At 72.5% G+C, this 18,866-nt stretch carries 21 protein-coding genes; 9 read left to right on the top strand and 12 right to left on the bottom strand.

What is annotated here, in order from left to right; all coding sequences use genetic code 11:
• Positions 1-200: 200 nt before the first annotated feature.
• The 4 genes from IPK37_16165 to IPK37_16150 all read right to left on the bottom strand — a co-directional run bounded on the left by IPK37_16165 (position 201) and on the right by IPK37_16150 (position 3,100).
• A complete protein-coding gene (locus tag IPK37_16165; protein ID QQS00377.1) occupies positions 201-605 on the bottom strand; it encodes a universal stress protein in 405 nt (134 codons plus the stop codon).
• Between the two features lie 155 nt (positions 606-760).
• Positions 761-1,810 (bottom strand): DUF4192 domain-containing protein, encoded by a 1,050-nt coding sequence (locus tag IPK37_16160; GenBank protein QQS00376.1) that lies wholly within the window; start codon positions 1,808-1,810, stop codon positions 761-763.
• Between the two features lie 114 nt (positions 1,811-1,924).
• Positions 1,925-2,275: a DUF1232 domain-containing protein gene (locus IPK37_16155; GenBank protein QQS00375.1), complete on the bottom strand. Its 351-nt coding sequence runs from the start codon at positions 2,273-2,275 to the stop codon at positions 1,925-1,927.
• Positions 2,276-2,392: 117 nt separating this feature from the next.
• Entirely contained in the window at positions 2,393-3,100 is a 708-nt protein-coding gene (locus IPK37_16150) for an EcsC family protein (protein ID QQS00374.1), read from the bottom strand.
• 327 nt (positions 3,101-3,427) lie between these two features.
• Here IPK37_16150 and IPK37_16145 point away from each other — a divergent pair, with 327 nt between their 5' ends.
• Both IPK37_16145 and IPK37_16140 read left to right on the top strand, forming a co-directional pair.
• Positions 3,428-5,164 carry a DNA polymerase I gene (locus IPK37_16145; GenBank protein QQS02949.1) on the top strand — a complete coding sequence of 579 codons (1,737 nt, stop codon included), beginning with the start codon at positions 3,428-3,430 and terminating at the stop codon, positions 5,162-5,164.
• The gene (locus IPK37_16140; GenBank protein QQS00373.1) at positions 5,154-5,969 is read left to right on the top strand and encodes a DUF1206 domain-containing protein; all 816 of its coding nucleotides are present in this window, start codon (positions 5,154-5,156) and stop codon (positions 5,967-5,969) included. Before IPK37_16145 ends, IPK37_16140 begins: the two co-directional genes overlap by 11 nt.
• A gap of 215 nt (positions 5,970-6,184) precedes the next feature.
• On the opposite strand, the gene IPK37_16135 is transcribed toward IPK37_16140, so the two are convergent.
• From IPK37_16135 to IPK37_16120, 4 genes are all read right to left on the bottom strand, one after another.
• Complete coding sequence (locus tag IPK37_16135) at positions 6,185-7,111, bottom strand: PAC2 family protein (protein ID QQS00372.1); 927 nt, start codon at positions 7,109-7,111, stop codon at positions 6,185-6,187.
• Positions 7,112-7,241: 130 nt separating this feature from the next.
• Positions 7,242-11,129 carry an ATP-dependent RNA helicase HrpA gene (gene hrpA, locus IPK37_16130; protein ID QQS02948.1) on the bottom strand — a complete coding sequence of 1,296 codons (3,888 nt, stop codon included), beginning with the start codon at positions 11,127-11,129 and terminating at the stop codon, positions 7,242-7,244.
• Between the two features lie 422 nt (positions 11,130-11,551).
• Complete coding sequence (locus IPK37_16125) at positions 11,552-12,034, bottom strand: DinB family protein (protein ID QQS02947.1); 483 nt, start codon at positions 12,032-12,034, stop codon at positions 11,552-11,554.
• A 123-nt stretch (positions 12,035-12,157) separates the two neighbouring features.
• Complete coding sequence (locus IPK37_16120) at positions 12,158-13,054, bottom strand: DMT family transporter (GenBank protein ID QQS00371.1); 897 nt, start codon at positions 13,052-13,054, stop codon at positions 12,158-12,160.
• An 89-nt stretch (positions 13,055-13,143) separates the two neighbouring features.
• On the opposite strand from IPK37_16120, the gene IPK37_16115 reads away from it, so the two are divergent.
• The 3 genes from IPK37_16115 to IPK37_16105 all read left to right on the top strand — a co-directional run bounded on the left by IPK37_16115 (position 13,144) and on the right by IPK37_16105 (position 14,284).
• Positions 13,144-13,503, top strand: coding sequence for a hypothetical protein (locus IPK37_16115; protein ID QQS00370.1), 360 nt, complete (start codon positions 13,144-13,146; stop codon positions 13,501-13,503).
• A 136-nt stretch (positions 13,504-13,639) separates the two neighbouring features.
• The gene (locus IPK37_16110) at positions 13,640-13,864 is read left to right on the top strand and encodes a hypothetical protein (GenBank protein QQS00369.1); all 225 of its coding nucleotides are present in this window, start codon (positions 13,640-13,642) and stop codon (positions 13,862-13,864) included.
• 6 nt (positions 13,865-13,870) lie between these two features.
• Positions 13,871-14,284: a PIN domain nuclease gene (locus IPK37_16105; protein QQS00368.1), complete on the top strand. Its 414-nt coding sequence runs from the start codon at positions 13,871-13,873 to the stop codon at positions 14,282-14,284.
• Here the strand turns inward: IPK37_16105 and IPK37_16100 are convergent.
• Positions 14,281-15,585 carry a GNAT family N-acetyltransferase gene (locus tag IPK37_16100; protein QQS00367.1) on the bottom strand — a complete coding sequence of 435 codons (1,305 nt, stop codon included), beginning with the start codon at positions 15,583-15,585 and terminating at the stop codon, positions 14,281-14,283. The two genes, IPK37_16105 and IPK37_16100, sit on opposite strands and share 4 nt — an antisense overlap.
• Positions 15,586-15,677: 92 nt before the next feature.
• Here IPK37_16100 and IPK37_16095 point away from each other — a divergent pair, with 92 nt between their 5' ends.
• A complete protein-coding gene (locus tag IPK37_16095) occupies positions 15,678-16,160 on the top strand; it encodes a VOC family protein (GenBank protein ID QQS00366.1) in 483 nt (160 codons plus the stop codon).
• A gap of 23 nt (positions 16,161-16,183) precedes the next feature.
• Here IPK37_16095 and IPK37_16090 read toward each other — a convergent pair whose 3' ends face one another.
• The 3 genes from IPK37_16090 to IPK37_16080 form a co-directional block, all read right to left on the bottom strand.
• The gene (locus tag IPK37_16090; GenBank protein QQS02946.1) at positions 16,184-16,567 is read right to left on the bottom strand and encodes a type II toxin-antitoxin system VapC family toxin; all 384 of its coding nucleotides are present in this window, start codon (positions 16,565-16,567) and stop codon (positions 16,184-16,186) included.
• The gene (locus IPK37_16085; GenBank protein QQS00365.1) at positions 16,564-16,791 is read right to left on the bottom strand and encodes an antitoxin; all 228 of its coding nucleotides are present in this window, start codon (positions 16,789-16,791) and stop codon (positions 16,564-16,566) included. The genes IPK37_16090 and IPK37_16085 overlap by 4 nt, the downstream gene beginning before the upstream one ends.
• A gap of 88 nt (positions 16,792-16,879) precedes the next feature.
• Positions 16,880-17,518 carry a maleylpyruvate isomerase family mycothiol-dependent enzyme gene (locus IPK37_16080; protein QQS00364.1) on the bottom strand — a complete coding sequence of 213 codons (639 nt, stop codon included), beginning with the start codon at positions 17,516-17,518 and terminating at the stop codon, positions 16,880-16,882.
• A 57-nt stretch (positions 17,519-17,575) separates the two neighbouring features.
• On the opposite strand from IPK37_16080, the gene IPK37_16075 reads away from it, so the two are divergent.
• The 3 genes from IPK37_16075 to IPK37_16065 are packed head-to-tail and all read left to right on the top strand — an operon-like array spanning position 17,576 to position 18,767.
• Entirely contained in the window at positions 17,576-18,055 is a 480-nt protein-coding gene (locus tag IPK37_16075) for a MarR family transcriptional regulator (protein QQS00363.1), read from the top strand.
• 48 nt (positions 18,056-18,103) lie between these two features.
• The gene (locus tag IPK37_16070; protein ID QQS00362.1) at positions 18,104-18,352 is read left to right on the top strand and encodes a hypothetical protein; all 249 of its coding nucleotides are present in this window, start codon (positions 18,104-18,106) and stop codon (positions 18,350-18,352) included.
• Position 18,353: 1 nt separating this feature from the next.
• Complete coding sequence (locus tag IPK37_16065; GenBank protein QQS00361.1) at positions 18,354-18,767, top strand: PIN domain-containing protein; 414 nt, start codon at positions 18,354-18,356, stop codon at positions 18,765-18,767.
• The last annotated feature ends 99 nt before the right edge of the window (positions 18,768-18,866 follow it).

Here is an 18,866-nt window from a genome sequence, read left to right as displayed (position 1 = left end):
GTCTTCGCTTCTGCGGTCTGCGACACGCAGGCCTCGTGCGCACCTGGATGGCACGCACCACTTCATCGGCTGGGGTCCGGGGCGGCCGCCGGGTCAGTGGGGGTGTCGCTGCGCATGGCGAAAGTACCCGGCCGGCCATCAGACGTTCATTATAATCCGCGGCCGGGACACTTCGCGCGTCGGGTGTCGGGTGTCGCCGGTCAGTCGTGGCCGGGGGCCTTCACGGCGAGCACGGGGCAGCTGGCCTCGAGAAGCACGCGCTGCGCGTTCGATCCGAGCAGCAGCTTGCCGACCGGGCTGCGCCGCCGGAGCCCGATGACGATGAGGTCGGCCTTGATGCTGTCGGCCAGCTCGACCAGCGAGTGAGCGATGTCATCGCCGGTCGCCTCCCGCATCGTCATCTTCCGGCCGCCGTCGGCCATCCGCTGCTCGGCCGCCTGGACGCTCGCGTCCCAGGCCGCCTTCTCGTCGTCCTCGAACCCTCGCCCGCCGTCGGGCATCCCGACCAGTTCGAGATCGGCTCCGCGGATCAAGCATTCGTCCACCGCGACCTCAAGCGCTGCGCGTCCTTCACGGCTGGGCAGGGACCCTACGAGTATCGACATCGATTCTCCCTCCTCGGCGCGTAGGCGCCTCCTCCTGGCAGTCGCACCGAGGAGCTCCGGCGCGTCCAACGACGATGGAGAGTATACGACCGACCAGACGGTCAGTGTGGCTTGTTAAGTGCCCGACCTCGGACGAAGTCGGCCCGCCACGCGCCTCACGCGCAGTCTCGCCGAGGTCCGAGCCCGTGGTCGAGCATCGCCTCGACCAGCGCGCTGAGTCGGTGCGCAGGTGCGAGGACGTGCACCCGGTCGAGGCAGATCCGGGCGAGCGTGCCCTGGCCGTACCACCACGCGCAGACGGCGGTCATCGCCAGCGGCTCGGCGCGATGCTGCTCGGGCAGCCGCCGAGCGAACTCGGTCAGGCGGCGCAGTCGCTGCTGCGCCGCGGCCCCGGCACCGAGGACGTCGTACGGCGTGCGCGGTAGACCTCCCGACTGGACGCCCGGCCCCACCGCCACGGCCCCGGCCCCGTCGGTCGCGGGGTCGGGGCCACCGAGGAGGCCCGGGCAGATGAGTTCCAGGACCTCGTCGCGGAGGGCCGGTACGGCGGCGGTGGCCAGCGCCTGCCACGCCACCGCGGCGGGGATGTCAGCCGGGCTGCCGCCCTCGGATCCGAAGCCCAGGACCGTGCCCCACGCACGGCGCGCGAGCGCGGCGCTGGGCCGCACCCGCCGCAGACCCGTGAAGTCGAACATCTCAGTAGTCGACGAGGGTTCGATGGTGGCCGCCATAGCGTCGCGGTCCGGGTAGGGGTCGATCCCTCGCAAGACCCATTCGGCCACGGCCGGCACGTCCGATGGCGGCGGCAGGGCGCGCCCACCCGGAGGACAGCACCGGGGGTCCTCGCAGTCCAGGCCTCCCCACCGCCGGTCCTCGGTGACGGTGAGGCGGTCCAGGACGATCACGCCGGCGGCCTCAACAGCCTCCGTGATCTGGTCAACCGCCGGGAGCCGTCGCAGGGGGCGCCCGTCGTAGGCGATGAGCAGGACCGCGGTACAGCCGTCCCGGACCAGCACCGCCGCCATGGTCGCCGCCTCCTCGGGGCCGAACCGCCCCCACGGTGGCGGCCAGCCCACCGCCTCCGTCACCCCCAGCGCGTTCCCGCGAACCCCCATCAGGACGAGAGAGCTGCGCGGGTGGTAGCCGAGGGCGTACGGGATCAGGACGACGAGGTGCTCGGGTTGCGAGATGCGGGTGGCGGGCATGGTCGCCAGGATGCGCGGCAAGGCCGCCGTGGCGTCGCGACCCTGGAGTCATCGGCGCGCGCTGTGGACGAGGCCGAAGGGTGTGTACGGCGACCCGCCCCCGGGACTTTCAGATCAGACCACGCTGGAGGGCACCGTCGAGCCGCGCCGCTCCCACTCCAGGAAGCTCTGGGTCTCCCCGACCAGCGCGGCGGCCAGCCAGGCGATCGCGATGGCGTCGTCACCCAGCCCGAAAAGGCCGAGGACGCCCTCGGGGAAGAGGTCGGCCGGCGACACGACGTACAGCGCGGCCGCCACCATCATCAACAGGCGCTTGCGCGAGAGGCCCTGGTACGCGCCGGACCAGGCCTGGGCACTCAGCCGCGGCAGGGCCGCCAGCCGCTCCGACCAGGAGGGGGAACCGGGCTGGGCGGTGGCCCGAGCCGCACGAGCGACGGAACTCACAGACTGCCAACGCAGCGACATGACGCTCTCCGGGGGATCGAGCGGCGCCTGTCGCGCCGCACCAGGGCGTCAACGACGGTGCGCCCCGGGTGATTCCCGGGGCCACCGTCGGATCGTCAGGCTCAGCCGTGGGCCGACTCAGCCGGCCGGCAGCGCCGGGTCGCGGCGCGGGAACTCCGAGCGCACGTGGTCGGCGATCTGCTTGACCATGTAGCCGTCCAGGCCGGCACCGATGACGCCGCCGACGAGCGGTACGCCGCGGCCCAGCTTGGCGAACGTCTTGCGCCCCACCTGGGTTAGCAACCGGAAGCCGACGCCCTTGTTCACCGCCATCAGGACCGGCCCGGGCAGCCGCTGGGCGGCGAGGTTGGACAGGCGGCCCGTGCTCGCGTAGCCGGCCTTCTTCAGCAGGTCCTCCGAGTCCGCCCCGACCAGCGACAGCAGGACGGCGGAGCGCACCTCCTTCTGCTGGATGTCGTACCCGCGCAGATGCGCGATCGCGGCGGCCATCCGGGTGGCGATGATGTAGAACCCCGCCACGTTCGCCGGCAGCGCGATGGGCAGCGTGACGAATCCGCCGAGGCCGGTGACGAACCCGCCGGCAGCGGCGAGCTTGAGGTGGTCGTTGACAATCGCGTCGATCGCCTTCTCGTCGGATCCCTGGCGGGCGCGGTGGTTCTCCGCGACGGTCCGCGCGGAGTCGAACTGGGCCTTGCCGTCGATGCCCACGTCGAGAAGTCGCTCCACCAGCCGCGTCGCCGAGCCCGCCAACCCCTCGGTGGGCAGCTGCTGCGCCGGACTGGCCTGGGTGGCCTCGTTCTTGCCGAATCGGTCGAAGATCCCCACCGGTCGTCCTTCCTGGTTCTCGTCATCGCGGGCCGACCGATTCGGTCGGTTCGGCCCGACGTGCCGGTCCGTGCGGACCGGTGTCACGTTCCACAATGCCCGCAACTCGGCCGGCGGACACCTTCAGCGCCCCGGACGCCCGTCTGTCGGTCCCTCGGGCCGGCGGCGGACCGGTGGATTGTCCGAGGGAGGTGACACAGTGACGAGGTGGCCTCCCCCACGCCATCGCCAGCACCAGGGCCAGCGCCATCGCCAGCCACCACGCCCGGGTCGCGCTTCGTGGCGCTCACGATCGGGGACGGGTGGGCGGCCGCCGCCGGCCCCGACGTGACGCTCAGGGGCGAGCCGGAGGACGTCGTACGTCGTGCGCTGGCGCTCGCCGAATCCCTGGCCCGGGAGGGGCCGATCCGGTGGGCCTGGTGGTCGGCGGCCGAGGTGGTGCCCGCGCTCTGGGCGGCGGGAGCCTCGGACGCGGTGCTCGACCGCACGTGGGATGTCGCCGAGGTCCACCGGCTCCTGGCGGGTGGATGGCGCGCAGACCCCGCCCTGGCCTGGGCCGGCGCCCATGGCCTCGACCCTGCCGGGGTACCGCGCCCCACCGGCGACGACCTCTTCGACTTCGTCGCCCCCGCCGACGGCACGGGCGCCGACAGCGGGACCTGCGACAGCACGGGCGCCGGCGACGCCGCGCTACCCGCCGACCGCGACTGGCCGGTGGGCCCGGATGGCTACTTGCGCGCCGACGCCGTGAGCGGCCGCTGGCAAACCACCCCGGCGCGGGCCGGGGGCTGGGCACGGGCGCTCCGCCTCGTCGCGCAGCGTCAGGAGGCCCTGCTCGCGAACGCGCGGCAGCGGCACTGCGCGTGGTCGGAGTCCGCCGCCGCGGTGTTGTGCCTGGAACTCGAACGAGACGGACTGCCCCTCGACCGGGCGCGCGCCGAGCAGATCATGGGCGACCTCATCGGGCCGCGACCGCGCGACGACGCCGACGCCCTGCGGCTCCGGGAGCAGCGCGACCGCGCGGTCTGGCGGCACGTGCCGGGGCGGGAGGGCACCGATCTGCGCAGCCCGGAGCAGGTCCGGGCCCTGTTGGCGGCCGTGGGGATCGACGTCCCGGACACGCGCAAGCACCGGCTCGCCGCCTACCGAGGCGTGCACCCCGTGGTGGAGGCGTTGTTGACCTGGCGGGCCGGGGAGCGCATCGCGACGACGTACGGCTATCGCTGGCTCGACGAACACGTCGGTGCCGACGGACGACTGCGCGGCCACTGGACCGCCTGCGACGGCGCCGCCGGCCGCATGACCGCGCGCAACGGCCTGCACAATCTCCCCGCCGCGCTGCGGCCGGCGGTGGCCGCCGAACCGGGTCACGTGCTGGTGCGCGCCGACCTGGGCCAGGTCGAGCCGCGGGTCCTCGCGGCGGTGTCCGGGGACCCGGCGTTCATCGCGGCCACCCACTCCCCCGACCTCTACGCGCCCGTCGCCGCGGAGCTGCGGCTGGACCGGCCCGCGGCGAAGGTCGCGGTGCTGGCGGCGATGTACGGGCAGACCTCGGGCTCCGCCGGGGAGGCGCTGCGGCGGCTCAGCGCGGCCTATCCGATCGCCGTGGCCTACCTGGATCGCGCGTACGAGGCGGGCTACCGGGGCGGGGAGATCCGCACGTACGGCGGGCGGCGCCTGGCCGCGGGCGACGGCCGGCAGCCCCCGACCGAGCGAGCACCGAACGAGCCCCGGGCCCGCGCGCAGGGCCGCTACCTGCGCAACGCTGTGGTTCAGGGCGCGGCAGCCGAATTGTTCAAGGCATGGGCGGCGACGGTCCGGGTTGCCTTGCGCCCCCTGGATGCGCGCCTCGTCCTGTGCCTTCATGACGAGTTAGTGGTGCAGAGCCCGGCCGATCGAGCGACACTCGTGGCAGCGGCCATCGACGACGCGCTGACCAGCGCTGCTGCCCGGTGGAGCGAAGCTGGCGACGTGCGGTTCGTCGCAGACACGAGCATCGTGGCCACCTGGGCGGACGCGAAGGGCTGGAGCGCGGCGACAGGGGAGGTGGCGCATGAGCGGTGAGGACATCGTCGAGCAAGCCAAGGATGTGGCGCGGGACGCGAACGACCACCCCGTGGTGGAGGTGGCGGCCAGGGTGGGGTACGCCGCGAGCGGGCTCATCCACCTGCTGATTGCCTGGGCGGCCCTCGGCATCGCCTGGGCCCCCCTGGCACATGGCACGGCCGACCAGTCCGGCGCGCTCGGGGGCCTGGCGCAGCAACCGTGGGGCCGGCCGTTGTTGTGGGTGCTGGTCGTCGGCCTGTTCGGGCTATGCCTGTGGCAGGTCACCGAGGCGGTCGGCGGCTGGCACGGGCACGGCCGGGACGCCGCGTTCAGCCGGGTGAAGGCCGTCGGCAAGGCCATCGCCTACGCCGCGCTAGGCCTCACCGCCCTCACGTTCGCCCGCGGCGGGCAGGCCGACAGCCGGACGCAGTCGAGCGAGGTGACCGAGAACCTGCTGGGTACGCCGGGTGGCCGGCTGCTCGTCGCGGTGGTCGGGCTGGCCACCATCGGCATCGGCGCCTATCACGTGGTCAAGGGCTGGAAGAAGAAATTCCTGCAGGACCTCGTCGCCGACCCGGGCGAAGTCGCCGAGCAGGCCGGCCGCTTCGGCTACATCGCCAAAGGCATCGCCCTCGTAGCCGCCGGCCTGCTGTTCCTCGGGGCTGCGCTGGAGGCGCGGGCCGACGACGCGACCGGCCTAGACGGGGCGATGCGGGCCATCGCGGCGACGGCGTACGGCACCGCCCTGCTCACCATCGTGGCCCTCGGCATCGCCGCCTACGGCGTCTACAGCTTCTTCCGGGCCCGCTACACGAAGTTGTAGGCGAGGTGCTTAGACCCGAGAGGCCGGGGATCGGGGCACCAGCGTCCCGGGACCGGGGCACCAGCAGCCGGGGAACCGGGGGCCCAGCGGCCGGGGACCGGGGTAGGGGCGGCTGAACTGGACCGTCTCTCCGGCATGGACATCTGTCAGGACATGGTTCCGGTCGTGACCACGACGCGGAACGTGTCCTGACAGCTGTCCGGACCTGGCGGCCGTCAGGCCTTCGGCTTGCCCTCCGGGCCGTCCTGCTGGCGCAGGAATGCCTCGAACTCCTCGGCCAGTTCTTCGGCCGTCGGGATCAGCGAGTCGTCCCCGGCGAGGAGCGCCTTGCGCTGCCGACCGGCGACAAAGGTGTCGTACTGCTCCTCCAGGGCCTCCACCACCTGCGGGGCGTCCTCGGTCTTGGACACCTCGGCCGCAATCGCCCGCTGGGTGTCGGCCGCGGCGATCTGCAGGGCCGCGTCGGGCAGCGCCAAACCGGTCGCGGCGAGGAGATTCTCCAGCCCCGCGAGAGCGGCGGCCGGGAACTCCGACTGCGCTACGTAGTGCGGGACGTGCACGGCGTACCCCACCGCCTGGTGGCCCGCCTCTCCCAGCCGCAGCTCCAGGAGGTTCTGGGCCCCGGCGGGCACCTTGACCGTCCCGAAAACGGCCTCACGACCCTGCACGAGGTGATCGTGGGTGGCGTGGGCGCTCACCCACAGCGGGCGGGTGTGCGGCACGGCCATCGGGATGCCGTAGACCGTCACCGTGAGCGTGACGCCGAACCGCTCGATCAGGCCGCGGACGGCCTCGACGACGCGTTCCCACTGGTAGTCGGGCTCGCGGCCGGTCAGCAACAGGAACGGCACGCCCTCGTCGTCCACGACGCGGTAGAGCACCAGGGCCGGGTCGTCGTACCCCGTCCACCGGTCCCGCTCGAACGTCATCAGCGGCCGACGGCCGCGGTAGTCGAAGAGCTGGTCGATGTCGAAGGTGGCCACGACGCTGTGCGTCAGGGTGGAGAGCAGGTGGTCGACGAGGATTCGCTGCGTCCCGCCCGCGTCGAGGTACCCCCCGAACGCGACGACGAGCACGGAGGCGCGCAGGTCGCCGATGTCCGTGTCGGTCTCGAACCTGTAGAGCCCGCGGGGGTCCTGCACCGTCTCCTCCTCCCGTCCCGTCGGCCACGGAACGCGGTCGTTGCGTCCATGGTCACGCGGGGGTGTGTTCGCGGGGTGCAACGCCGTACGCCGGTCGGCGATTCCCCACACGGATTCGGCTCGTCCGGACTCACCGCGCGTGGGCGTCCTCGACGGCGTCCATGGCCTTGTAGATGCGCTTCTCGGAGACGGGGTACGCCGTGCCGAGCCGCTGCGCGAACAGGCTGACTCGCAGCTCCTCGATCATCCAGCGCAGGTCGGCGACGTCGGCGGCGCCGCGCTCGCCACTGGGCAGGGCGGCCACCAGCTTGGCGCGCTCCGCCTCCACCCGACGTACCGTTTCCGCGCGTTCCCCGTCGCGACGCAGGTCGGCGGGCGCCTTGTCGAGCCGCTCGAGCATGCTGGCAAGGTACCGCGGCAGGTGGCGCAGGTGAGCCAACCCGGTGCCGGCGACGAAGCCCGGGTAGGCGAGCGCGTCGAGCTGGGTTGTCAGGTCGGCCTTGAGGGCGGCCACGCTCGTCGCCTTCATCCCGTCCAGCGCGAGTCGCACCTGCAGCGCCCGGTCGAGCACGGGGTGGACCAGCTCGACGATCTCGATGACCTGGGGCACGACCTGCTGGCGTACGGCGGCCAGGGCCTCGTCGAACTCGGCCGCGGTGTGCACCCGCTGGCCGGGACGCTGCGCGACCAGCCGCGCCACGATCGCGTCGACGGCGCAGGCGAGCACGTCGTCGAGCAGTGCCGGAACCGAGCCGTGCGGGTTGTGCCCGAGCGCCAGCTTCTGCGCGTTGCTCAGCAGGCCGAGGATGCGGGGCCAGGGCGCGGTCGTGTTGAGCAGCAGGAGCCGCCGGATGCCCAGCCGCGTCGCGGCCTGCTGCTCGGCGGGGCTCGCGAGCACCTGGACCGCCACGCTCGCCCCCTCGTCGACGAGCGCGGGGTAGCCCTGCAGGGTGCGGGCGGCCCGGGCGTTCGCCGGCCGCTCGAACGTGTCCGGCAAGTCGCCGAACGTCCACGCCGTCAGCCCCCGTTTCTCCAGGTCACCGGCGGCGCGCGCCATGGCGGTGCGCACCGTCGGCGCGAGCTGGTCCTGGAGCGCAGCGAGGTCCTTGCCCTCGCCGAGGCGCCGCCGCCGCTCGTCCTCCACGCGGAACGTCATCCGCAGGTGGTCGGGCAGCCGGATGGGGTCGAACTCGCCGGGGTTCACGCGGACCCCGGTGTTGATCCACAGCGCCCGCGCGAGCTCGTCGGGGAGCGGCCCCAGGGCCGGGTCGGCCTCGTTCAGCGCGCGGGCGGCATGGTCCGGGGTGGGGACAAAGTTGCGGCGGGTCTGCTTCGGCAGGGTCTTGAGCAGCGCCGTGGCCAGCTCGGCGCGCATCCCCGGGACGAGCCAGTCGAAACCCTCGTCCTGGACCTGATTGAGGACGTCCAGCGGGATGTGGCAGGTCACGCCGTCGGCGTCGGCACCGGGCTCGAACTGGTAGGTGAGCGCGAGCCGCAGGTCGCCCTGCTCCCAGGTCTTGGGGTAGTCCCGGGCCAGGTCCTCCTGCAGGTTCGAATACCCGTCGTCTCCCTCCCCCGCACCGACTGTGTCGCTGACCAGGACGTCCTCGGTGAACGTGAGCAGGTCCGGATGGCGGCGCCGCTCGGCCTTCCACCACGCATCGAAGTGCGCGGCCGAGACGACCCCGGCCGGGATCCGGCGGTCGTAGAACTGCACGAGGTCCTCGTCCTGCACGAGGATGTCGCGCCGCCGGGCCCTCGATTCGAGCTCGGCCAACTGCGCGACGAGCTTGCGGTTGTCGTGGAAGAACCGGTGGCTCGTGGTCCAGTCCCCCTCCACGAGCGCCCGGCGGATGAACAGGTCGCGGCTGGTCTCGGGGTCGATCCGGCCGTACTGGACGGTGCGGTCGACGACCAGCGGTACGCCGTACAGGGTGACCCGCTCGGTCGCGACCGCCGACCCGGACGACGCCGACCAGCGGGGCTCGGAGTAGCTGCGCTTGACCAGGTGCTGGGCCGCCCGTTCCACCCAGTCGGGATCGGTGGCGGCGTTGGTCCGGGCCCACAGCCGGGTGGTCTCGACGAGCTCGGCGGACATGACCCAGTCGGGCTGACGCCGGAACAGCGTGGATCCCGGCTGGATCGAGAAGCGGGCGCCGCGAGCGCCGAGGTAGTCCCGCTTCTCCCGGTCGCGCAGCCCGACGTGCGACAGCAGGCCGGCGAGCAGCGCGCGGTGCACCTGGTCCGGGTCGGCGGCCTGCGCGTTCTCGGTCAGGGCCAGGTCGCGCGCCACCCCGCGCAGCTCCCGATGCAGGTCCTGCCACTCGCGGATGCGCAGGTAGTGCAGGTACTCCGCCTGGCACATCCGCCGGAACGCGCTGCCCGACTTCTCCTTCTGTGCTTGCTTCAGATAGCGCCACAGGTTCAGCAGCGTGACGAAGTCCGACTGCTCGTCCTTGAAGCGCGCGTGCTGCTGGTCGGCCTGGGCCTGCTTGTCGGCTGGGCGCTCGCGGACGTCCTGAATGGACAACGCCGCGACGATCACGAGCACCTCCCGCAGCGCACCCTCGGCGGCCCCGGCGAGGATCATCCGGGCCATCCGCGGATCGACGGGAATCGCCGCGAGCTGCTGCCCGACGTCGGTGAGCCGCCGCCGCTGGTCGGCCGCCGAGGCGGCGTGGTCCTCGATGGCGTGCAGCTCGTGCAAGAGCCGGAGTCCGTCGGTGATCATCCGGTTGTCGGGGCGATCCACGAACGGGAACCGGGCGATGTCGCCGAGTCCCAGCGCCGTCATCTGGAGGATGACGGAGGCGAGGTTGGTGCGCAGGATCTCGGGGTCGGTGAACTCCGGGCGCTGGTCGTAGTCGGACTCGGCGTAAAGGCGGATCGCGATCCCGTCCGCGACCCGCCCGCAGCGACCGGAGCGTTGGTTGGCGCTGGCCTGGCTGATCGGTTCGATGGGCAGACGCTGCACCTTCGTGCGCTGGGAGTAGCGCGAGATGCGGGCGGTGCCGGCGTCCACGACGTACCGGATCCCGGGCACCGTCAGCGAGGTCTCGGCGACGTTCGTGGCCAAGACGATTCGGCGCCCGGGGTGCGGCGCGAAGACGCGGTGCTGCTCCGCCGCGGAGAGCCGCGCGTACAGCGGCACGATCTCCGTCTGCGGCAGGCCCATCCCGTCCAGGGCGTCGGCGGCGTCGCGGATCTCCCGCTCCCCGGATAGGAACACGAGGATGTCCTCGCCGAGGCCCTCGGCACCGGTGGCGCCGTGCCCCTCGGTCCACAGCTCCTCGACGGCCTCGATGATGCCGGTGACCTGGTCGACCTCGACCTCGACGAGGTCGCCGCCGGGCTTGGGGTTGGGTTCCGCGCGGGTCAGCGGGCGGTAGCGGACCTCGACGGGGTAGGTGCGCCCGGAGACCTCGATGATCGGGGCGGGGGCGCCGTCCGGGCCGGCGAAGTGTCGCGCAAACTTCTCCGGGTCGATCGTGGCGGAGGTGACGATGACCTTGAGGTCCGGGCGGCGCGGCAGCAGCTGCTTGAGGTAGCCGAGGATGAAGTCGATGTTGAGGCTGCGCTCGTGGGCCTCGTCGATGATGATCGTGTCGTACCGGCGCAGCATCCGGTCCCGCTGCAGCTCCGCGAGCAGCACGCCGTCGGTCATGACCTTGACGAGGGTGTCGCGGGTCGTGTGGTCCGTGAACCGGACCTGGTAGCCGATGGCCTGGCCGATCTCGACGTCGAGTTCCTGGGCGATGCGCTCCGCGACCGAGCGCGCCGCGATCCGACGGGGCTGGGTGTGGCCGATCATGCCGGTGATTCCGCGGCCGAGTTCGAGGCAGATCTTCGGGATCTGGGTGGTCTTGCCCGAGCCGGTCTCGCCGGCGACGATCACGACCTGGTGGTCGCGGATGGCGGCGGCGATGTCGTCGCGGCGCTCGGTGACGGGCAGGTCGGGGTAGGTGATCGGCGGAACGCTGGCGCGGCGCCGATCGCGGTAGGCCTCCCGGCGGGCGATCCGCTCGGCGCGCTCCGCGGGGGTCTCCGGGCCGCGCGCCGCCCGGCCCTCCCGGCTCGCCGCCTGCCGACTCCCACCCTGCCGGCTCCCACCCTGCCGGCCACGCCTCGCGCGTTCACTCCCCCCGCGACCTCGGCCCTCCTCACGCCCGTTCGTGACCTGCGCATTGGGTGCCATGGCACCCTTTGTGCTGGTCGACGAACGGTCGCCCTCCCCCGCACGGCCGGGGCGACTCGCGCCCTCCGGCGTACGGCTTCCCCCCGCGCGGTCCGGACGGCGGGCGGCGGGGTTCCTCGGGGGTCGCTTGCCCTTGCCGCCGCCGGTCTTCCGGCTGGTCGGGTCCGCAGGCTCGTCGCGCGGCGGCTGCGGGGGCTGGTACGGCACGCCGACCAGGATAGGCAGGTCCACCGCGCACCCGGCGGTCAGTAGCCCGTGGCGCGGTCGATCCGCTCGCGCAGCAGGTCGGCGTGGCCGAGGTGACGCGCATACTCCTCGATGAGGTGCACCAGGATCCAGCGCAGATTGACCTCCTGCCCCCGGCGCAGCCCACCGCACGGCGCGGCCAGGTCGCGCACGCGGGCCGCCTGCCGACGCGCCTGCTCCACCTCGGCCAGGTAGGCCGAGACGTCGCCGGGCGCCGTGTGCTCGCTCGCCTCGTCGAAGTCCGCGTCCGTGGCGTCCCGGCGGGTGTAGAGGTCTGGACTGTCCTCGCCGTGGGCCACGTCGGTGAGCCAGTAGCGCTCGACCTCGGTGAGGTGGCGCACTAGCCCGGCCAGCGACAGCGCGGACGGCGGCACGGACCGCTCGGCCAGCTGTCCGGCGGTGAGCCCGGCGCACTTGCGCAGCAGGCTCTCCCGGTAGTTCTCCAGAAAGTGCTCCAGCACCGCGCGCTCGTCCCCCAGCATCGGGCCGTCGCTGCGGGTGTCGTCGCGCTCGGGAAGAACGACGTCGTACGTCGGGAGTTCGGGGCTCATGCTGACCACCCTGACCGGAGCGGGGCCCCGCCAGCAACGGCATTTCCTGCGAGGTTAGGTGGCCGGCTCCTTGGTTGTCGGCCGTCGAGGCCCGAGCTGAAGCACGGCGACCGACCCCACCACGAGGACGCCGCCGACCACCTGGGCGGGGGTCAGCGCCTCGCCCAGGGTGGCAGCGGCGAGCGCGGTGGTCACCACGGGTTCGAACGTGGACAGGATCGCTGCCGTGGACGGGCCGGTACGCCGCATCCCCGCGAAGAACGTCACCATGGCCAGGACGGTCGAGACCAGGGCGATGCAGCCCAGCCACAGCCAGCCGCGGGCCCCGAACTCCAGCCGCGGGCCGCCGACCAGAAACGACCGCGCCCACAGCGTCGCCGACGCGCCGGCCATGACGAGACCGGCCAGGAGCACCGCCGGAAGGCGCCGGATCACCGCGTCCGAGACAAGGATGTACGCCGTGTAGGTGGCCGCCGCCCCGAACGCGAGGACCGTGCCGCGCACGGGAAAGCTGAGCGCGCCGGCGCCCCCGCCAGCGCCGAGCAGCACCAGCAGCACCCCGGCCGACGCGGCGACCAGCGCGGCGACCCGGGCCCGGCTGAGATGATCTCGGCCCAGCGCCGCCGCCACGAGCGTGACCATCGCCGGATAGGTGTAGAACACGATGGCCAGCAGGGAGGCGTCCATGACCTCGAGGGCGCCGAAGAAGAAGGCGGCCTGAGCGGCGTACCCAATCGACCCCAGCCCGAGCACCGCGATGAACGCGTCCCTCGGCCGGGGCCGGCGGCCGCGGCGGCGTACGGCCGCGAGCGCGAGCAGCACCACCGCGGCGAGAGTGAACCGGACCAGCAGCAACTCGGCGGTCGAGATCCCCTCGGCGTACGCGAGCTTGCCGAAGATCGCCATCGCCCCGAAGCAGGCGGCGGAGAGGAGGCAGAGGGCGGGTCCCATCGCGCCTCACCTTGTCGGTGCGGGGTACGTCGTGTCCAGCCGCGGTGGGCTCCGGGGACGACCGCCAGGATGCGCCTAGCCTCTGAAGGATGCGCCTCATCGCCGACCGGACCAGGCCGCTGCCCGCCCCGCCGCCGGTGGTGTGGGCGGACCTGGCCGAGCCGCGGGCCGAGGGCACCCGCGCCTGGCTCCGGCTCCTGCCCGACGAGGTGCCCCCGCGCGTGCTGTCGTCGTACGCGCCGCGCACCCTGGTCTGGTCCTCGCTGTGGATCCGCCACCCGGCCCTGGTCGTCCGGCTGGACTGCCGGCCCGACGGCCCGGCCACCCGGCTTCGCGTGTGCATCGAGGCGCCCGACGACCTCGCGCTCTCGGATGCGGCCGTCGGGCACGTCCGGCACCGCATCAACCACCTGCTCTTCGCGGACCTGCGCGCGACGTACGGCCAGTAGGACGCCACGTACGTCGCGACCAGCGTCCACGTGGACGCGACCCATGGGCTGGTACGTCCAGGGACGCACGGAAGACGCTTGTCCCCGGACATCGCGACTGGTGATATCGTGATATCGAAATGGAGGAGGTGTCGGCGTGGCGGACGTCTTGATTCGCGGTCTTTCCCCCGATGCCGTCCTGCGCATCGACGAGGAGGCCGCCGCCCAGGGGTTGTCGCGTAACGAGTATCTGCGTCGGCGGCTTGAGCAGGACACCACGTCGCCGCGAGAGCGATCCGTCACGCTGGCAGATCTCCGACGCGCTTCGGGAGCGGCCAGCGATTTGCTCGATGACGCAGTCATGCGCGGCGCCTGGACGTGACCCTGCGTGGCCGTCAGTTGGTTGATCGATAAGTCCGCCTATGCGCGTCTCGCGGTCTCTCCCGACGTCGAACAGTGGCTCGTGCGGATCCAGCGCGGGCTGGTGCGCATCAGCACGGTGACGCGGCTGGAAGTCGGCTACTCCTTCCGCAGCGGCGACCAGGCCCGCAGCGAGGTCGACGCTCCCCCGCTGTCGCTCATGCCGCTGGAGTACCTGACACCCAAGATCGAGAACCGCGCCCTCGAGGTGCAACTGCTGCTCGCGGACCGCGGGCTGCATCGCGCACCGTCGATCCCCGACCTCCTGATCGCGGCCACCGCGGAGAAGGCCGGCCTGACGGTCCTCGCGGTAGACAAGGACTTCGACATCATCGCCGCCATCACGGGTCAACCGGTCGAAACCCTAGCCTGGCAGCCCTAGAGCGGCTTTTCGAAGAGCGTCGCGCTGAACCACGGCCCCTCGAAGTCGCGGCGACCGACCTCGACGTACCCCTGATCTGCGTAATAACGGCGCAACGCTGTGTTGGATTCGACGCAATCGAGCCGCAGGAATGCGGCGCCGTCGGCGACCGCGTGCCGTTCGGCCCACCGCAGCGCCGCCGCGCCCGCTCCCGGCTCCGCCACCGCGCGGTCCACCATGAGTCCGTGCACGTATCTCGCCTGGCCTGGGACGTCGTCCGGCCACACGGAGGGGTCCCGGTCGAGGTAACGCAGGGCGGCGGCGATCCGGCCTGCTCGTCGAGCGACCTGCCACTCGCCGTGCTCCAGCTGGGCGCGCAGCTCCGCAAAGGGCACCTCCCCCGGGTTCCACTGCTCGATGCGCCGCGCGGCGAGCCACTGCTCGGCCTCGTGCCGGATCCGAGCAAGATCCGTCGCGTCCGCCGTACCGGCTTGCTGCCACCCCTCCCCCGCCGGCGTCTCCGCGAGATCGACTGGCGCGGAGCGGAGCTCGCGCAGGTAGGCAGCCGGGGGCTGGCCCACCGCGGTGCGGAAGTCGCGGGTGAAGTGGGCCTGGTCGTACCACCCCAGCGACGTCGCCAACTCCGCCAGGTCGATGTCCGGGTCGCCTTGCAGGGCGGCCAACGCGTCCTGCATCCGGTACCGGCGGATCAGCCAGGTCGGGGGCACCCCGACGTACCGGTTCGTGAGCCGTTGCACCCCGCGGACCGACAGCCCGTGCCGCGCGGCCAGGTCATCCACGCGCACGAGGGAGCGGTCGCGCTCGACCTCCGCGACGAGATCGCGGACGACGAGGTACGTCGCATCCTGCTCCGGCGGCACCTGCGCGCCCCACCACTCGCCGAGGATGTGGACGCGGTCTGCCTCGTCGGTGGCCGCCCGCGCGGCGCTCAGCGCGGCGGTCGCCTCCGGCCGTTCGCCGTCCCACCGGACGACCCGATCCGTCAGCGCCCCGGCGTCCTGCCCGGTGAGCGCCGAGAAGCCCCCGGGGAAGAACCGGGCGCCGACAACCCAGCCCCGCCCCTCCAGTTCCATGTCGAAGCGCCGCGTCAGGACGCCGTGGACGAGGGCGGCGGGCATCCGATGGCCATGCCGTACGCCATCGTCGCCTTCGAGTGTCGCGTGGACGCAGGGGTGGGACAGCACCGGCGCGGGCTGGGTCACGGTCTCCGGCAGCTCCCACGTGACGGCCCAGATCCACTCGACGTACGGCGTGAGCGGTTCCGGCACGGCGTACCGGCGCAGGCTGTGCCGCCTCCCCATGAGGTGGGGCCGAAGGATGCCCCGCGGCCCGTCGGTGGGCGCTGTCGCATCCGTGCAAGACCCGTCGGGGCCGGGCTCGCGAGGCTGCTCCCATGACGACACAGAACGCAGTCTCACCGATTCCGGCCGGATACACCTCGCTGACGCCGTACCTCGTGGTCGACGGCGGCGCCCGTGCGATCGAGTTCTACACGTCGGTGTTCGGCGCGCGGTTGGTGACCCGCAACGACGGTCCCGACGGCACGGTGGCCCACGCCGAGCTGGACTTCGGCAGGGGCCGGCTGCAACTGTCCGACCCGGCACCCGACATGGGCCTCATCGCCCCCGACGGGACGAACCAGGTCAACCACAGCTACGTGCTCTACTGCCCGGATGCGGACGCCAGGTGGCACGCGGCCGTCGCCGCCGGGGCGACGCCGTTCGAGGAGCCCGCGACGTTCGTGACCGGCGACCGGTTCGGGGCGCTCCTGGACCCGTTCGGGCACCGGTGGGCGATCATGACCCGCGTCGAGGACGTCTCGCCGGAGGAGGCCGAGCGGCGGGTCAACGAGTGGCTGGCCAGCCAGGAGGCGTGAGCCGACCGTCGCGTCGCGTGGGGTCAGGCCGGCATGACCTCGATGGGGCACCGTACGCCGGGCGCCGTCGCGAGGCGCCGGTCACCGGTGAGCACCGGTACGTCGAGTGCCTCGGCGAGGGCGACGAAGGAGGCGTCGTACGCCGTGAGGTTGTGCCGCAGCTCCCAGACCCTCGGGAGCAGCCCCGTGATGGGGTAACGACCCAGCGTCCAGGCCTGCCACCTGCGTAGGAGCGCGGCGGCGGCGTCCGGCGAGAGCTTGTCGGCGCGCGCCAGGCCACGCAGCGCGTGGGCGACCTCGGCGTCGGCCAGGTGCGGAACGCATGGCAAGCGGCCACGCAGCACGCGGACGGCTCCCGGTCGCCCGGCGAGAATGGCCAGCGCGGCGGAGGTGTCGAGGACGATCAGCGGTCGCGCCCCTCACGCCCATCGCGTACGGCGTCGACCAGGTCCGTCATCGAGACGTCGAGAGGCGGCACGGCCTCCAGCTCCCTGAGCTGCCGCCGGGCCCTGGCCACCGCGGCGAGCTCGCGCACCGCCAACGCCGAGACAGATATCGACTCTGCCGCGGCCATCGCTTCAAGATCGGCCACCGCCTCATCGGGCACGTTCCGCAGGTAGAGCGTCCTCATGTCGCATAATGCTAGCACTTCGCAACAGTTGTGACGGGCACCCGCGGACCACCGGCCGGCGTCCTCGGGCGCCCCAGCCGACGGCGCGTCAGTCCGTCCGCAGGCGACGGGCCAGCTCCGGGACGCCGGGCCCGGTGAGCTCCGGCAGGACAGCAGCGCGGCCGGTCATCGCAAGCGACAGTGGTTCGGCGCGGGCCTCGACGACCGGTCCGGCGCCGTACGACCAGGGCAGGTCCGTCGCCCGCCACGACAGGCCGTGGAGGAGGCCGCGAGGTACGTGGCCGAGTCCCGCGGCCCGGGACGGCAGCCACGCGAGCACCAGGGCCCAGTCGTCCAGCGGGGCATCGGCATCCGCGCCCAACGGCCGGGCGGCGTCGCGCAGGTGGACGCAGCAGTCCACGAACTGCCCCATCGGTCCCACGCCGGGCGCCGGCACGTGCCCCTCGGCGCGGTCGCGCAGGACGGCGGTGAGGGTGGCCACAGGTCGTCGGCCAAGCTCGGTTGCGATCGCGGAGGACGCCCGGTGGACCGATCCAAGACGCAGGGCTGTCAGCGCCAGCCGGGTCGGCGAGGTCACCAGCGGCATGACGACGTGCCCCAACAGGGTCCGCAGATCCCAGCCGGCACAGAGGCTCGCCTGACTCAAGCACTCGGACGCCGTCCCGTCGTACACGTCGGCGATCCGGCGACGGTTGGCCGCGGTCCGTTCCCGCAGGTTCGCCTCCATGAGGGATTCCTCTCGTCAGGCACCTATCTCGCTCAACGAGAGATTACTCTGGATGCCATGACTGCGTCACCCGGCGAGATCGTGACCGCCGTACGCCGTGCGGTCGTCCACCTGAGCACTCAGGGCGCCGCCTTCGCCCGCGAGCACGGCATGAACCTCACCGACATCCGCGCCCTCATCGCACTCAACGACCTGCGCCGCGCCGGGGAGGCCGCGACCCCCGGCACGCTCGGTCGGGAGCTGGGGCTCGCGTCCGCGTCGACGACCCAGGTCATCGACCGCCTCGAACGGCGTGGGCTCGTCCGGCGCGGCGCCGACCCCGGCGACCGTCGCCGCGTGCTCATCGAAGTGACCAAGGCCGCCGCGGCCTCGGGCGTCGCCAGCTTCGGGCCGCTGTTGGAGGAGATCCGGGCGCTGGCGTGCGCACTCGGCCCGGGCGAGCGCGATGTCGTGCTGGCCTTCCTCGATGGCCTCTCGACGCTGCCCATGATTGACCAGAGCCCCGGAGTGATCAGCCCGGAGGCGGGTCATGCCTGAAACACCTTGAGCACCGAGTGGTGCCACGCGGTACCATTTCTTATGGCCATGAACCTGCGCTTGAAGCCGGAGACCGCCGAGGCGCTCCGTCGAGCCTCGGCGGAGCAGGGCCGGAGCCAGCAGCAGATCGCCCAGGAGGCCATCGAGATCGCGCTCGGTCTCGCCGTCCCACCGCGCAGCTACAAGCCACCCTTGCCACCGCCTCGCATTCCCTACATGGAGCCGGGTCCGCTCCTGCCGCTGCCACCGGGCGTCACAAGTTCGCTCGAGCTCCTCGACCGAGAGGACCGCTTCTGACATGGCCCGGGTCTACGTCGACACCTCAGCGGTGCTGCCGCGGATCTTTAGCGAGACCGTCACTGCGCTCACCGAGGAGACGTTCGCACGCCACCACCGGGACGGGGACGACCTCTTAACGTCCCGCCTAACCGTGGTCGAGGCCTCCCGCGCCGCTCGCGCCCGCTGGCGCCGCGAGGGCGGCGGTCCGGAGGCTGCCGACCCCATGCGGGCGCTGTCGGGAGTGAGCGAGGCGCCGATCGACGAGGGAGTCATCTGCGTGGCCAAGGCCATCGGGCCGGACGAGCTGCGCTCCCTCGATGCGATCCATCTCGCGACGGCAGTCACCGTTGGGGCGGACGTCATGTTCACCTATGACGCGAGACTCGCCGGCGCCGCCCGCGCCCTGGGCATGACCGTCGAGCCGCCAACCTGATCGCGAGCGATAGAGCCGACCGTTCGTGACCAGGGCAAAGGGTGCCATGGCACCCAAAGCGCAGGTCACGAACGGTCGTTCTGAGCCCTTCGTAGGGGG

This window comes from Austwickia sp. (assembly GCA_016699675.1).
Classification (GTDB): domain Bacteria; phylum Actinomycetota; class Actinomycetes; order Actinomycetales; family Dermatophilaceae; genus Austwickia.
Note: the sequence above shows the minus strand (reverse complement) of the source record. Positions and strands in the feature narration are given on the sequence as shown.